Below are 14,205 nucleotides of genomic sequence, written 5' to 3'. Positions count from 1 at the left end.
GCGCGGCCGGGCCCGCGCCGCCGTCGCCGCCCGCGACCGCGCCGGGCTGGTCGACGGCCTGACCGCGCTCGCCGAGGGCCGCCCGCACGCGGGCGTGGTGACCGGCACCGCCGTGGGCGTCCCGGGCCGTCCGGTGTGGGTGTTCTCCGGGTACGGCGCGCAGCGGCCGGGCATGGCGCAGCGGCTGTTGGAGGAGGAGCCCGCCTTCGCCGAGGCCATCGACGACCTGGACGCGCTGTTCGCCGAGGAGGGCGGCCCCGAGCTGTGGGCGCTGCTGGAGGACGGCGGCAAGATCGAGGGCGGGCCCGCCGCCGTCATGCCGGTGCTGTTCGCCATCCAGATCGGCCTGGCGCGGATGTGGAAGTCCTACGGCGTCACGCCCGGCGCGGTGATCGGCCACTCGATGGGCGAGATCGCCGCCGCCGTGGTCGCCGGGGCCCTCACGCTGGAGGACGGCGTCAAGGTCATCTGCCGCCGGTCCCGGCTGCTCACGCAGCTCATCGGCGGCGGCGCGATGGCGGTGCTGGGCGCGTCCGCCGAGGAGGTCGCCCGGCTCGGCCACGACCTGCCCGAGGTGTACGCGGCCGTCCACTCCTCGCCCAAGCAGACGGTGGTCACCGGCGACGCCGACCAGATCGCCGTCATCGTGGAACGCGCCGAGGCCGAGGGCCGCCTCGCCCGCATGGTGCAGGCCGAGGGCGCCGGGCACTCCCCGCAGGTCGACCCGCTGCTGCCCGACCTGCGCGAGCAGCTCGCCGACGTCGGCCTGGAGCGCGGCACCCCGCTGGCCGACGGCATCGTGCTCTACACCACCGCGCTGGACGACCCGCGCGCGCTCGACGGCGACGCGCTCCTGGACGCCGACTACTGGGCGACGAACCTGCGCAGCCCCGTGCGCCTCACCGACGCCGTCGCGGCGGCGGCCGAGGACGGGCACCGCACGTTCGTCGAGATCAACGCGCACCCGATCCTCGCGCACGCGGTCGGCGAGACCCTCGACGGCACCGGCGCGCTGGTCACCCACACGCTCAAGCGCGCCCCCAAGGGCCAGGAGACCGACGACGCGCTGACCTTCCACGCGCAGCTCGCCGCGCTGGCCGCGCACGGGCACCCGATCGCCGTCCCCGCCGAAGGGGAGATCATCGACGTGCCGTCCGCGCCCTGGCGGCACGAGCGCCACTGGGTCGAGGCCCGCAAGCGCGGCGGCGGCCGTGACGAGCACCCGCTGCTCGGCGCGCATGTCGAGCTGCCCGGCGAGGAGCGGCACGCCTGGCGCGCCGACGTCGGCACCGCTTCCCTTCCCTGGACGCCGCGCGTGCACGGGCTGGCCGCGCTGCCGGTCGCCGCGTTCGCCGAAATGGCGCTGGCGGCCGGGGCCGAAGCGCTCGGCACCGACGACGTGCGCGTCAACAGCCTGTGGATCGAGCGGCCGCTCGCGCTCGCCGAGCACACCACCGTCACCACCACCTACACCGAGGACGAGCAGCGCGTGGAGATCCACGCGCTGACCCCGGCGGGCGCCTGGGCGCGCCTGGCCAGCGCCGACGTCGGCGCGGACCCCGCCCCGGCCGCCGGGCAGCGCGCCCCCGCGCCGCTGACCGGCGCGGCCACCGAGGTCGCCGGGGCCGAGCGCGGCAGCCGCCACTACCGGGTGCACCCGGAGGTCCTGGACCGCGCGCTGGCGGTGTTGTCGGCCGAGGCCGAGACGGTCGCGGGCGCGGGCACCTGGCTGGCCGAGACGGTCGGCGGCCTGCGCGTGCATGGGCCGACGCACCGGGGCGGGCACGTGCGCGCCGAGGTGGTGCAGGGCGAGGACGGGCCGACGGGCGCGCTCCAGATCGTCGGCACGGACGGCGAGATCCTCGTCGAGGTCGTGGACGTGGTGTTGCGGCGGGTGGAGCGGGCGGACGTGCCGGTGCCGCTGGCGGACAAGGCCGTCGAACTGGTCTGGGACGAGCAGTGTCTTCCCCAACCAACCGACCCCGACCGACCTCCCGGCATCCCCGAGCCCGCGCTCACCGAGGCCGCGTGGCTGCTGATCGCCGAGGACGGCGACCCGTTCGCCGACGCCGTCGCCGCCGACCTCGAAGGGCACGGCCACATCGTCCTGCGGCAGGCCGCCGGACCCGACCCCGACATCACCGAGACCCCCGTCGGCGTCGTGGTGATCCCCGGCCCCGGCCTGGAGGACGAGGACCTGGTCCTGGCCGTCGCCAAGATCAGCCTGGTGACGCCGGACGGCCCGCGCCTGTGGGTCGCCACACGTTCCGCGCTGCCGGTGCTCGACGGCGAGGCGGGCAACCCCGGGCAGGCGCACATCCGCGCGATCACGCGCGTGCTCGCGTTCGAGCGCACCGTGCAGCGCGCCACGCTCGTGGACACCGACGACGCCGCCGACCTGGTCACCGAGCTGCTCGGCGACGGCGACGCCCGCGAGGTCGCCTGGCGCGGCGGCGTGCGCCGCGTCGCGCGCCTCGCGCAGGCCGAGCTTCCCACCTTCACCAAGGCGCAACGCGTCGTCCGGCGCGGCGGCGCGTACGTGCTGACCGGCGGTTACGGCGGCATCGGCCTGGTCACCGCCGAGCTGCTGGCCGCGCGCGGCGCGGGCCGCATCGTGCTGGTCGGCCGCTCCGGTCCCGGGCCCGACGCCGAGAAGGTTGTCAACCGGCTGCGCGAGAGCGGCGTGGACGTCGACCTCGTGCTCGGCGACATCGCCGAGGCGGGCGTCGCCGAACGCGCCGTCGATGCCGCGCGGAAGGGCGGCGTGCCGCTGCGCGGCGTGCTGCACGGCGCGGGCGCCATCGACGACAAGCTGCTCACCGACCTCGGCCCCGCCGACCTGCACCGCGTCTGGTCGGCCAAGGTGGAGGGCGCGCGGCGGCTCAGCGCGGCCACCTGGGACGCCGACCTCGACTGGTTCGTGGTGCACTCCTCAGCCGCGGCGCTGCTGGGCTCGCCCGGCCAGGCCGCCTACGCCGCCGCCAACGCCGCGCTCGACGCGCTGGTCGCGTCCCGGCGCGCGCACGGGAAGACCGGCGCCACCGTCAACTGGGGCACCTGGTCGCAGGTCGGCGGCGCGGCCGACCTGCGGGTCGCCGTCATCGAGCCGATCTCCCCGGCCGAGGGCGCCGAGGCGCTCGAAGCGCTGCTGGCGTCCGGCCGCGCGGCGACCGGCGTGTTGCGCTTCGACCCGGCAGCGGCCGTGGGCCTGTTCCCCGAGATCAAGCGCATGCCCTACTTCGCGGCGCTCACCGAGGCCGCCGACGCGCAGGGCGCCGAGGAGGCGGGCGACTGGCCCGGCATCGAGCAGGTCCGCAAGCTCGACCCGGCCGCCGCGCGCCGCGCGATCGCCGCGCAGGTCCGCTACCGGATCGCGGCCGTGCTCGGCTTCGACCCGGCCCGGCTCGACCCGGCCGTCCCGCTCACCGACCTCGGCCTGGACTCGCTGGTCGCGGTCCGGATCAAGAGCGGCGTCGAGCACGACCTCGGGCTGACGGTGCCCGCCTCGGTGCTGCTCCAGGGCGCGAGCGTCAACGTCTTCGAGGCGTGGGCCGCCGAGGAGCTGGGCCTCGCCGCCGCGCCCGCGCCGCACCAGAGCGCGGTGTCCAACGCCGAGGCCGGGTACGTGATGCCGCGCGACGACGCCGAGCGCCTCGCCGTGCGGATCTTCGAGGACGTGCTCGGGCTCGACCGGGTGAGCGTCGTCGCCGACTTCTTCACCGAGCTGGGCGGCACCGACGAGCAGGCCGACCAGGTCGTGGGGCGCTTCGTCGCCGAGATGGGCGGCGAGGTGACGCGGGGCGCGCTGCTGGAGGTGCCGACCGCCGAGCACGTCGCCGAGCACATCCGCGCCGCCGACGAGGAGGCCGCGCGGCAGACCGTCCGGCCGCTGAAGACCACCGGCGACCGCCGCCCGATCTTCATCGCGCACCCGGCGGGCGGCACCACCGCCTGCTACCGGCAGCTCGTCGCGCTGCTCGGCCCCGACCAGCCGGTGTACGGGCTGGAGCGGTTCGAGGACGCGCCGCCGGTGGAGGAGCGCGCCGCCCGCTACGTCGAGGCGCTGGTCGCGGCGCAGCCCGAGGGCGCGTTCCGGCTCGGCGGCTGGTCGTTCGGCGGGGTGCTCGCCTACGAGACCGCGCGGCAGCTCACCGCCGCCGGGCGCGAGGTCGAGTTCGTGGCGCTGTTCGACGCGGGCCTGCCGCTGCCGGTGGAGGACGAGTCCGACACCCTGGCGCGCCGGTTCTCGGCGTTCACCGCCTACGTCAACGAGACCTACGGCCTGGACATCAGCCTCACCTACGAGGAGCTGTCCGGGCTGGACGAGGAGACGCAGTTCGCGCTGGTGATGGAGCGGGCCGCGCCGCTGGCGGAGCTGATCCCGCCCGCGGCGCTGCACCACCAGCTCACCTCCCACCAGGACACCCGCTCCCTGGAGGCGTACCGGCCCGCCCGTTATGACGGACGTGTCATTCTTTACTACGCCCCCGAGGAGACCCCCTGGGCGGTGCGCGACGCCCGCTACGTGCTCGACGGGACCAACGGTTTCGGCGAGCTCTGCTCCGCCCTGGAGATCGTCACGATCCCCGGGGTGCACCACCTGAACCTGCTGGACCCCCCGGGCGTCGAGGTCATGGCCGCGCACCTGGAGGGGCAACTGGCGGGGCAGTTCAAGGCCGCAGGTGCGACAGCGTCCGAAGGACGGGGCGGCCGGCCCGTAGTCACCACGGCCCGCTGAGGGCCCGCCCACGACAGCACGCTCCACCGGAGGAGATCCATGGCCCAGTCCGACGCCCTGCTCGACGCCGCCCGCAACGGGGCGAGCGAGCAGGAACTCCTGGACATCGACCTGCCCACGCGCTTCCGCGCCGCCCACACCCGCAAGGACGAGGTGGGCATCTTCGAGGGGCAGACCGACAAGGACGTGCGCCGCTCCCTGCACGTCGGCGAGGTCGACATGCCCGAGCTCGCGCCCGACGAGTGCGTGGTCGCGGTGATGTCGGCCGCGATCAACTTCAACACCGTCTGGTCGGCGATCTTCGAGCCGGTCCCCACGTTCGCGTTCCTGGAGAAGTTCGGCCGCCAGGGCTGGTACGGCGCCCGGCACGACCTGCCCTACCACGTCCTCGGCTCCGACGGCTCGGGCGTGGTGGTGCGCACCGGCGCGGGCGTGAAGAAGTGGAAGGCCGGCGACCGCGTCGTCATCTCCCCGTTCTACGTGGACGAGGAGGACCACGGCTCCTACGACGACGGCATGATGAGCGACACCCAGCTCGCCTGGGGCTTCGAGACCAACTTCGGGTCGATGGGCGAGTACTGCATCGTCAAGGCCAACCAGCTCATCCGCAAGCCCGCCCACCTGACCTGGGAGGAGGCCGGGTCCAACACGCTGTGCGCGGCCACCGCCTACCGGATGCTGGTCGGCCCCCACGGGGCGCAGATGAAGCAGGGCGACGTGGTGCTGATCTGGGGCGCGACCGGCGGCCTCGGCTCCTACGCGACCCAGCTCGTCAAGAACGGCGGCGGCATCCCGGTCGGCGTGGTCTCCTCCGAGGCGAAGGCCGACCTGGTGCGCGCGCAGGGCTGCGACCACGTCATCAACCGCAACGAGCTGAACCTCGGCGAGCAGGGCCTGCGCCACCCCAAGGCGGGCCGGGTGCTGGGCGAGGCGATCCGGCGGCTGGTCGGCGAGGACCCGGGCATCGTGTTCGAGTACCTGGGCCGGGAGACCTTCGGCTCGTCGGTGTACGTCGCCAAGCGCGGCGGCAAGGTCGTGACCTGCGGCTCCTCCACCGGCTACAAGCACGAGTACGACAACCGCTTCCTGTGGATGCGGCTGAAGAGCATCATCGGCTCGCACGGCTTCAACTACCACGAGGCCGTGCAGACCAACCGGCTCATCTCGCTGGGCATGATCCACCCGACGCTGTCCAAGGTGTTCCCGCTGGAGCAGTCGGGCGAGGCGACCCGCGCGGTGCAGACCAACCGGCACATCGGCAAGGTCGCGATCCTGTGCGGCGCGACGGCCGAGGGCCAGGGCGTGGACGACCCGGCGATGCGCGAGCGCATCGGCGAGGACAAGCTGAACCTGTACCGGCGCTGAAACGCGGGGAACCCGGTCCGGCGCGCGTGCGTGCGCCGGACCGGGTTCTCGCGTTCTCAGACCGTCCGCGATGAGGCCGACCGCGCGGGCGGTGCGACGCGCGGCTGCGCGGGACGGGCGTCCGGGAGGGGAGGCCGCCGACCGGTCCGGGGCTCAGACCAGGACCAGGAGCGGGGGCGGAACCAGGGGGAGGCCGTCATGGGCGCGGGCTCCGGTTTGGCGAGCCGGGACGACGGCGCGTCGGGGCCCGTCAACGGATCGGCTCCGTCGCGCCGAACATCGCGGGCCAGCGCTGGCTCGTCGTGGCTCCTGGAACGTTCCCCGGGAGGGCGCAGACCCTGCCGTTGATCGTGCAGCCGGACGGGTCGCCGCCGCCCGCCGCGCTGTCCACCGTGAAGGTGACGGTGACCGACCGGCCGCCCGGGACGTCCCGGTTCCAGCCCCGGTCGCGGACGGTCACGCGGTCGCCGGAGGTGTCGTGCCGGCCGTTCAGCAGGTTCGTCACGCGGGCGCCGGGCGGCAGGTCGAAGGACAACCGCCAGCCCTGCTGCGTCCGGTCGCCGGTGTTGGTGATCGTGTACTGGGCGGTGTAGCCGGTGCCCCAGTCGTTGACCTTGGCGTAGGTCGCCTGGAGCGTGCTCCCGGGCAGGGGCAGCAGGGTCAGCACCGTCGCCGGGCCGAGCACCATCAGCACCGCGGCGGTCAGGAAGTAGGGCAGTCCCCGAGCGGGCCAGGGGATCCCCGCGTCGGACCGGGCGGCGCCCGGCCGGAGCCGGAGGACGGCCGAGGTGAGGCGGGGGACGGCCGAGGTGAGGCGGAGGAGGGCCGAGGTGAGGCGGTGCCGCCCGGACGCGCGCCGGAGGAGTCCGGCGTTGCGTCGGCGGCGGCCGTGGTTGCGGTGGCGTGCGATGGGCGGCATGTGTCTTCCGAAGGCCCTGGCCCGCGCCGCCGGGACCGCGTGCGCGGCGGTCCCGGTGGCGGAGCGGACGGTAGGTGTCAGGCGTTGTCGCGGACGCGGCGACGGCGGCCGGTCAGCAGGAGGCCCGCGCCGCCGCCGAGGACCAGGCCCGCCACGCCGGTCATCATGCCGGTGCCCAGGGCGCTGCCCTCGTCGGGCGAGTTGCCCGAGGCGGGGGTGCTGTTCAGCGTGGTCGTGCCGTGGTTGTGGTGCGCGCTGGAGGCCGGAACCAGCGGCGCGCACGCGGCGTCGGTCGGCTTGGTGCCGGGCTTGCCCGGCTTGGCGGGCTGCCCCGGCTTCGCCGGCTGGCCGGGCTTGGCGGGCTGGCTCGGCTTGGGCACGGGCGTCACCGCGCCGCCCTTGCCGCCGACCGCGATGTCGGAGCAGGAGTAGAACGACTCGGGGCTGTCGGTCCGCTCCCAGATCGCGTAGATGAGGTGGCGGCCCGTCTTGCCCGCGGGCAGCTTGCCGGTGAAGGTGTACAGGCCGTTGGAGGCCACCGGGCCGCTCTTGGTGAGGAACGGCTTGTCCTCCAGGTCCGACCACGACAGCGGCTTGGCGGGGTTGTAGCCGTTCTTGGTGATGTAGAACTCGAAGCCGCCCTGGTGCTGGGCGGTGACCCGGTACTGGAAGGTGAGCGTGGCGTTCGCGGCGACCTTGGTGGTGGGCCAGTCGGTGCGGGCCAGGTCCAGGCCGCGGAAGGTGGGGTCGCCCGCGCTGCACAGCTTGCCGTTCGGGATGCGCTGCTTGTGGCGGCCCGCGACGTCGCCGAGGCGGACGCCGTTCCAGTCGTAGAACGGCTGGGTCCCGCCGGCGGCGACGGCGGCCTTGCAGGCGGCGGACTTCGGCGACTCGGGGTTCTCCTGGTAGCAGGCCAGCACGCGGCTCACCGGGTACTGCACCGAGCCGTGGGCGAAGGCGGGGGAGGCGGCCAGCGCGAGGCCCGCGAACGACGCGACGCCGGCGGCCGTCAGCGCCGTGGTCCGCCGGAGTGCGGTCGGCTGCTTCATGGGGGAACTCCTGCCTTTGATCTTCGGGGGTGAGCGAGACGTTAGGCCCCGGAAAGCAGGAGGAACCGGGTCTTCAAGACCTCTTAAGACTCTCATTGGTGAACCATCAGAGCCCGCCCCCCGCGCCCCCGCAGTGCTCGCCCCGTGCCCCCTCAGCGGCGGCGCGGCTGCGGCACGGGGGTCGTGCGCAGCCAGACGCCGATCTGCGCGCCGCCCAGCGGCGAGGTGCCGATCTGCAACGAGCCGCCGGTGGACTCGGCGAGGCGGCGGGCGATGTCCAGGCCGAGCCCGGTGGAGCCCGCGCTGCTCGCCCCGCGCCGCAGCGCGGCCTCGGGATCGGGGATGCCCGGCCCCGCGTCCCCGAACAGCAGCCCGGTGGAGTAGCGGCCGCGGTGGACGGTGAGGGAGAGGGCCGTGCCGGGCGGGGTGTGCCGGAAGGTGTTGCCGAGCAGGGCGTCGAGGACCGCGCCCAGCTCCGCCTCCGCGACCGGGACCGGGGCGGGGCCTTCGGGGAGGGTGAGCTGCCACGCGCGGTCCTGGTCTTCGGCGAGCGCGGACCAGAACTCCATGCGGTCGCGGGCGAGGGCGGCGGCGTCGCAGGTCTGGCCGGGCGGCCGGGCGGCCGGTGGGGCGGACGCGTTGGGCGTGGCGGGGGTGGTGAGCGGGCTCGTCATGGTGGAGGGGTGGCGGGCCGTCGCGATGATCCCGTTCACGGCCTCCTCCAGGCGGGTGAGGGCGTCGCGGCTCTGCGCGATCCGCCCGGGGTCGCCGGGGTGCCCGGCCAGGCCGTCGAGGTTGACGCGGAGCGCGGTGAGCGGGGTGCGCAGCCGGTGGGACAGGTCGGCGACGGTCTCGCGCTCGGCGACCAGCAGCCGGGCGAGCTGGTCGGCCATGTGGTTGAACGCCTCCCCGGCGGCGCGCAGCTCGGCCGGGCCGTGCGGCCGCACGCGCGCCGTCAGGTCGCCGCCCGCCACGCGCGTCACCGCCCCGGCGAGCTGGTCGGCCGACCGCACGACCCGGGTGGCCAGCCGGTCGGCCATCGCGACCGCGACCAGCGCCAGCGCCAGCGCGACCACGGTCAGGATCAGCCACGACTTGGCCACCCCGCGGCTCAGCTCCGCCTCCGGCACGAACGCCTCGATCACCACCAGCCGCCCGCCGTCCAGCAGCACCGGCGCGAGCAGCGCGGTGCCGCCGCGCGCGGGCGCGGGGAACGTGCGGTTCTGCCGCCGGGCCGTGGCCAGCGCGTCGGGCGTGGCGTGGGAGGTGCCGAGCACGGTGCCGTCGGGCAGGTGGAGGGCCAGCCGCCCGTTCTCCCCGGCGCTGGTGGAACCGAGCGCGTCGCGCAACGTCGCCGGTTCCCGCGTCACCGTCAGCACCGGGATGAGCGACGCCGCCTGCCGGTCGGCGGCCCCCAGGGCCCGGTCCCGCGCCATCTGCCCGTTCAGCAGGCCGAGCGGGATGATGAACGACAGCGCCACCATCGCCGTGACGGCCGTCGCGACCCGCGCCAGCGAACCCCTCACACTGCCCCCCTCCAGGACACGTGCCTGGTTTCGAGGAGCGAAAATAACAGCAACGGCGATAATGTCCGCCCATGAGGTCGAAGGTCGGGTTCGCCGCTGTCTGGGTCATCACGACGGCCGCGGGCGTCGCGATCAGCTGGACCGGGGTGAGCGACGCGGTGCGCAGCACGGCCGCGACGTCCCCCGAGCTGTCGGCGGGGATACCGGTGCACCAGGGCCGGCCGCCGTCGGTGAGCGCCGCTCCGGCGCCGTCGCCGGGGAGGTCGCGTCCGGCGGGCACGCCGAGCCCGCGGCGGACTTCGGCTTCGCCGTCCCCTTCGACGTCGCCGAAGCGGACGGCGCCGGCGGGCGCCCCGTCGGCCGGGACGCCGGCGGGCGGGGCGCCGTCGGGCGGGGCGTCGGCGGGCGAGCAGATCCGGACCTACACCGTGCGGCACGGGCGGGTGACGCTGGCGATCGGCCGCACGTCGGCCCGGCTGATCTCCACGAGCCCGGCCAGCGGGTACAAGGCGACGGTGTGGCGGAAGTCCAACTGGCTGCGCGTGGACCTGGCGGACGGGCAGCACGGGTCGGCAGTGTTCGCGACGTGGCACGCCCACGCGCCGCTGGTGGAGATCTACGAGTACTAGGGGTGGCCCGTTCCAAGGGTGGTCAAGGGTGCTCCGGGCCCGGTTCGGTCAGCATGAAACCCACGCCGCGGACGGTGTGCAGGTAGCGGGGGGCGCGGGCGCTCTCCCCGAACTTGCGGCGCAACCACGACAGGTGCACGTCGATGGTCTGGTCGTCGCCGTAGGGCTGCTGCCAGACCTCCGTGAGGATCTCCCGGCGGCGCACCACCCGCCCGGCGTTGCGGGCCAGGAAGGCCAGCAGGTCGAACTCGCGCCGCGACAGCCGCAACGGCACGCCGTCCATGCTCGCCTCGCGCCGGTCCACGTCCACGCGGAGCCCGCCCACGACGAGCTCCTCCCGCAGCCGGGGCGTGGGGACGCGGCGTAGCCGCGCCTCGATGCGGGCGTTGAGGTGCCCGGCGGAGAACGGCTTGACGACGTAGTCGTCGGCCCCGGCGCGCAGCAGCCGGATGACCTCCTGCTCGTCGTCCCGGGCGGTCGCGACGATCACCGGCACCTGGGACACCGCGCGCAACATCTTGAGCGCCTCGCCGCCGTCGAGATCGGGCAGCCCCAGATCGAGGATCACGACGTCGGGCGCGTTGGCGGCGACCTCGCGCAGCGCGTCCAGCGCCCGCCCGGCACTGCGGACGGCGTGCCCGAAGGTGCTCAGCTCCCGCAGCAGCGCATGCCTGACGTACTCGTCGTCCTCGACCAGCAGAAGGGTAGCCACAGGGCGGACCTTACGGCACATAACCGCTGGAAGGGGGATTGGTCGGAGGGAATCGTCGGCCGCGGTCATCGGGGTTCGGTGGAGCGGCGTCGGCGGGCGAGCAGCGGCGCGGCGCCGAGCAGGCCGCCGGCCGCGAACCAGGCGAAGGCCCGCAGTTCGGCCGGTGCCGGGAGGGAGGGGCCGGTCAGGATCATCGAGACCGCCGTGGCCACGGCGTACAGCAGCGCCGGCAGCGCCGCGACGGCCAGGAGCCGCCCGCCGCGCGGCAGCCGCCGGCCACCGAGCAGCACGGCGGGCGCCGCGGTCGCGCCGAGCACGACGGGACTCCACCGGGCCAGCCGGTCGAAGGCGGCCAGCACCTCGCCGGTGGGGGCGGCGACGGGGAGGACGTCCACCTCGGGCACCATGATCAACAGCAGGATCGCGCGGGCCGCGAGCGCTCCGCCGAACGCCGCCGCGACCGTGATCGTGGCCGCCCGCCAGAAGGCGCCGCGCGCCGAAAGCCGGCCGAGGCCGATGCCGAGCGCCAGCGCGACCAACGTGGCCGCCACCGTCCGCACCACCCCGATCCCGCTCGGCCGGGCGGTCACGGCGACGGCGAACAGCGTGGGGACCGACAGCAGCAGGACGGCGGCGGTGACGGCCATCGCGCGCACGCTGCGCCTGCCGAGCGGTCCCGCGTCCCGGTCGGCCGGATCCGTCCCCTGATGGATGCCCAGAGCGGCCGCCGCCAGGACGCACTGCGCCAGCCAGGGGGCCAGCGCAATGACGGACAGGTCGTTGACCAGCTGAGTGGGGCCGAGACTGGGCAGTCCGAGCCCCTCGCGGATCACCGCGAGCGGCACCAGGAAGGCGGCCAGCGCGACGCCGACGCCGGCCAGCGGTCCGCCCTTGGGGAGTGGGCCGCGTGCCATCAGGCGGCCCGGACCGAGGAGACGATCTCGTCGGAGATCTGGCGGCGCTCGGATCCGACCGAGAGCGTTCGGACGTCGGCGAGGCGGTCGCGGCCGAGCTCCAGGAAGACGTCGACCTGGTGGATCCGCTCCGTGCGTCCGTTCCCCAGCGCCAGGTCGTAGCGCGTCCTGACGATCTGCGCCTGCCGCCCGTCGATCTCGGTCCGGCGGCGGTCCACGACGGTGAAGCCGGACTGCGCGGCGTTGACCCGCGTCCAGTCATCGACCATCATCCCCAGCGAGTAGGGGGCTCCCTGCACGATGACGTCCAGGAGGACGTCGGCGCCGGGGGCGGTGGGGCGGCCGACGCCGACCTCGAACGCGGCCGAGTCGTTGAGGCGGGGGCTCAGCGGTTTCCAGGCCGCGGGGTGCTTCACCCGTAGTCCGTTGCCTTGGTACTCGGTCATGGGGGTGGCCGGGTCGCGGCCGGTCGGGGCGCATCCGGCAAGTACGGCTGTGGCGATCAGTAGCTTCGCCAGGAGAGGGCGGGCGCTCATGATCATCCACCTCCGGCCGGGGTCGGGGCCAGGGGCGGACCGCCCGTGCAGTTGGTCCACGGGATGCGGTCGCCATTGCGGGAGTCGATGTAGAAGGCGTTCACGAGCTGGAACGTCTGCGTGACCTTCTGGTCCTTGTAGCCGCCGACCTTGACCCCGAAGGCCCGGACGCTGACGTCGACGCCGTCCTTGTCGGTGACCTTGTCGTAGACGCGCACGGTCGTCGAGGAGTTGTCGCGGAGCAGGGCCGCCAGCCGTTCGCGGGCGGCCCGCACCTTGGCCTGGTCGCCGCCGACGACGGACATGATGTTCCCCTGCCGCAGCAGCTCGGCCACGTCCCTGTCCCCGTTCAGCGGGACGGTGGTCTCGGTCACCTGCTGGCGGCCGCTTCCCTCGGCGTGCGCGTAGGAGCCGTCCGCGCCCATGGCCCACGTGGGGGTCTTCATCCCGTGCGGCCCGCGGCCCACCGGCAGCCGCTTGCCGCCCGGACCGGCCGTGGTGGTGAGGTTCAGGTCCTCGTCGCTCGTCTTGCTGATCACGAGCTTCACCGGATTGCCCGCGGCGTCGTAGACGATCTTCCAGGAGGAGGAGTCGTCCCATGCCTTCTCGTACTCGGGGCCCGCGCCGACGCCTGCCTTCCATTTCCCCGCGCCGGAGCCCCCGTTGGCGCTCCACGGATCGCCGGACAGGCCGACCGACAGCGAGAACGCCTTGCCCGACTGGTAGCTGTAGGTGGTGGTGTTCTTGCTGGGGTCCTTCGGGTCCACGTACGTCTCCACACCCTTGAAGCCCTGCTTCTCGGTGTAGCCGAACGCGGCGCTGTACGGGCCCGCCGAGACCGACGCCTTGAGGAACGCCTCGTTGCCGCTGGTGTAGTTGCGGGTGTAGGTGACGCCCATGTCCTTCATGTCATCGGCGATCACGAACTTCGCGTCCCCCATCCGCCACGGCGAGACCCCGCGTTCCTGGAGATAGCGCAGCACGGCCTTGTCGCCGCCGAAGAGGAGCGCTTTGACCACCTCGTCCGTGCGGCGCAGGTACTCGTCGCGCACCGCCTGGTTCGGGAAGTTGAACTGCGCCGCGCTCTCGTCGACCCAGCGGTAGTTGAAGGCGCCTCCTGCGCCGATCCCGCCACCGCCCTTGGCGTCCTGGCCCAGGTCGATCTTGAAGTCGAGCGCGAAGCCGTTCTTGCCGGACACCTTCTCGCTGAGGTTGATCGACCCGTCGGAGTTGATCGTCTGGCTGCTGAGGGTGCCGTCGTCCCTGGTGTAGAGAGTGATCTGGAACCCGGCCTCCTTGCCTTTGGTCTGCTGCTTGAGCATGCACGCGCCGGTGGGCTGCGGGGGCGGGGACGGGGGGTCGGGCTTGGCGTCGGCTCTCGGGCCGTCGGTTCCCGGGCCGTCTTCGGGTCGGGGGCAGCCGTCCAGCATGAACAGGCGGCAGATCGCGCCGGACGTCGACCGCAGGGTCTGCTCGGGCATGAGGGTGCCGAGGCCGAGGAGGACGGCCGCGGCCACCACCAGGAGACCTGCCCATTCGGTCCCGGCGGAGCCGCGGTCCTGGGCCGTTGGGGGGAGGGGCACCCCGTCATCCTGAGACAGGTCGATCAAGGCGCACAGGGTCCCAGGGCCTAATCTTGCCACCATATTGTGGCAAGGTTGGATGGGTGGGCACGGGGCTGGGGTTGTAGGTCAAGGTGCGCAAAACCCGCGCGGGCTGGGGTTGTTGGGGATGTGACGCCAACCCCGCGTGGGGTCGGGGTTGTTGGTTGGGTGTAGGGCACGGGGTTGGGGTTGGGTGGGTCTGTGTAGACCCCC

General features: G+C 74.1%; 10 protein-coding genes. 3 read left to right on the top strand and 7 right to left on the bottom strand.

Annotation, left to right across the window (positions count from 1 at the left end; translation table 11 throughout):
• Both AH6_RS35420 and ccrA read left to right on the top strand, forming a co-directional pair.
• On the top strand, positions 1–4,738 hold a 4,738-nt coding region (locus tag AH6_RS35420; RefSeq protein WP_067489001.1), incomplete at its 5' end, for an SDR family NAD(P)-dependent oxidoreductase.
• Between the two features lie 39 nt (positions 4,739–4,777).
• The gene (gene ccrA / locus AH6_RS35415) at positions 4,778–6,103 is read left to right on the top strand and encodes a crotonyl-CoA carboxylase/reductase (protein ID WP_067488999.1); all 1,326 of its coding nucleotides are present in this window, start codon (positions 4,778–4,780) and stop codon (positions 6,101–6,103) included.
• 250 nt (positions 6,104–6,353) lie between these two features.
• Here ccrA and AH6_RS35410 read toward each other — a convergent pair whose 3' ends face one another.
• The 3 genes from AH6_RS35410 to AH6_RS35400 all read right to left on the bottom strand — a co-directional run bounded on the left by AH6_RS35410 (position 6,354) and on the right by AH6_RS35400 (position 9,597).
• Positions 6,354–7,022, bottom strand: a complete 669-nt coding sequence (locus AH6_RS35410) for a cellulose binding domain-containing protein (protein WP_067488997.1) — start codon at positions 7,020–7,022, stop codon at positions 6,354–6,356.
• A 77-nt stretch (positions 7,023–7,099) separates the two neighbouring features.
• Positions 7,100–8,071 (bottom strand): lytic polysaccharide monooxygenase auxiliary activity family 9 protein, encoded by a 972-nt coding sequence (locus AH6_RS46855; protein ID WP_067488995.1) that lies wholly within the window; start codon positions 8,069–8,071, stop codon positions 7,100–7,102.
• A gap of 152 nt (positions 8,072–8,223) precedes the next feature.
• Positions 8,224–9,597: a sensor histidine kinase gene (locus tag AH6_RS35400; protein ID WP_067488993.1), complete on the bottom strand. Its 1,374-nt coding sequence runs from the start codon at positions 9,595–9,597 to the stop codon at positions 8,224–8,226.
• Positions 9,598–9,668: 71 nt separating this feature from the next.
• On the opposite strand from AH6_RS35400, the gene AH6_RS35395 reads away from it, so the two are divergent.
• Positions 9,669–10,226, top strand: coding sequence for a hypothetical protein (locus tag AH6_RS35395; protein WP_067488990.1), 558 nt, complete (start codon positions 9,669–9,671; stop codon positions 10,224–10,226).
• 22 nt (positions 10,227–10,248) lie between these two features.
• On the opposite strand, the gene AH6_RS35390 is transcribed toward AH6_RS35395, so the two are convergent.
• The 4 genes from AH6_RS35390 to AH6_RS35375 form a co-directional block, all read right to left on the bottom strand.
• The gene (locus tag AH6_RS35390) at positions 10,249–10,938 is read right to left on the bottom strand and encodes a response regulator transcription factor (RefSeq protein WP_067488989.1); all 690 of its coding nucleotides are present in this window, start codon (positions 10,936–10,938) and stop codon (positions 10,249–10,251) included.
• A 65-nt stretch (positions 10,939–11,003) separates the two neighbouring features.
• Entirely contained in the window at positions 11,004–11,852 is an 849-nt protein-coding gene (locus AH6_RS35385; RefSeq protein WP_067488988.1) for a hypothetical protein, read from the bottom strand.
• Entirely contained in the window at positions 11,852–12,388 is a 537-nt protein-coding gene (locus AH6_RS35380; protein WP_157431919.1) for a hypothetical protein, read from the bottom strand. The genes AH6_RS35385 and AH6_RS35380 overlap by 1 nt, the downstream gene beginning before the upstream one ends.
• A gap of 2 nt (positions 12,389–12,390) precedes the next feature.
• A complete protein-coding gene (locus AH6_RS35375) occupies positions 12,391–13,971 on the bottom strand; it encodes a protease-associated domain-containing protein (RefSeq protein ID WP_157431918.1) in 1,581 nt (526 codons plus the stop codon).
• Positions 13,972–14,205: the final 234 nt, after the last annotated feature.

The organism is Actinomadura hibisca NBRC 15177 (assembly GCF_001552635.1).
Classification (GTDB): domain Bacteria; phylum Actinomycetota; class Actinomycetes; order Streptosporangiales; family Streptosporangiaceae; genus Spirillospora; species Spirillospora hibisca.
Note: the sequence above shows the minus strand (reverse complement) of the source record. Positions and strands in the feature narration are given on the sequence as shown.

Excerpts from the sequence above, each read along its gene's own strand:
- ccrA (WP_067488999.1), top strand. The coding sequence starts at position 4,778 with ATGGCCCAGTCCGACGCCCTGCTCGACGCCGCCCGCAACGGGGCGAGC.
- AH6_RS35410 (WP_067488997.1), bottom strand. The coding sequence starts at position 7,022 with ATGCCGCCCATCGCACGCCACCGCAACCACGGCCGCCGCCGACGCAAC.
- AH6_RS46855 (WP_067488995.1), bottom strand. The coding sequence starts at position 8,071 with ATGAAGCAGCCGACCGCACTCCGGCGGACCACGGCGCTGACGGCCGCC.
- AH6_RS35395 (WP_067488990.1), top strand. The coding sequence starts at position 9,669 with ATGAGGTCGAAGGTCGGGTTCGCCGCTGTCTGGGTCATCACGACGGCC.
- AH6_RS35385 (WP_067488988.1), bottom strand. The coding sequence starts at position 11,852 with ATGGCACGCGGCCCACTCCCCAAGGGCGGACCGCTGGCCGGCGTCGGC.
- AH6_RS35380 (WP_157431919.1), bottom strand. The coding sequence starts at position 12,388 with ATGAGCGCCCGCCCTCTCCTGGCGAAGCTACTGATCGCCACAGCCGTA.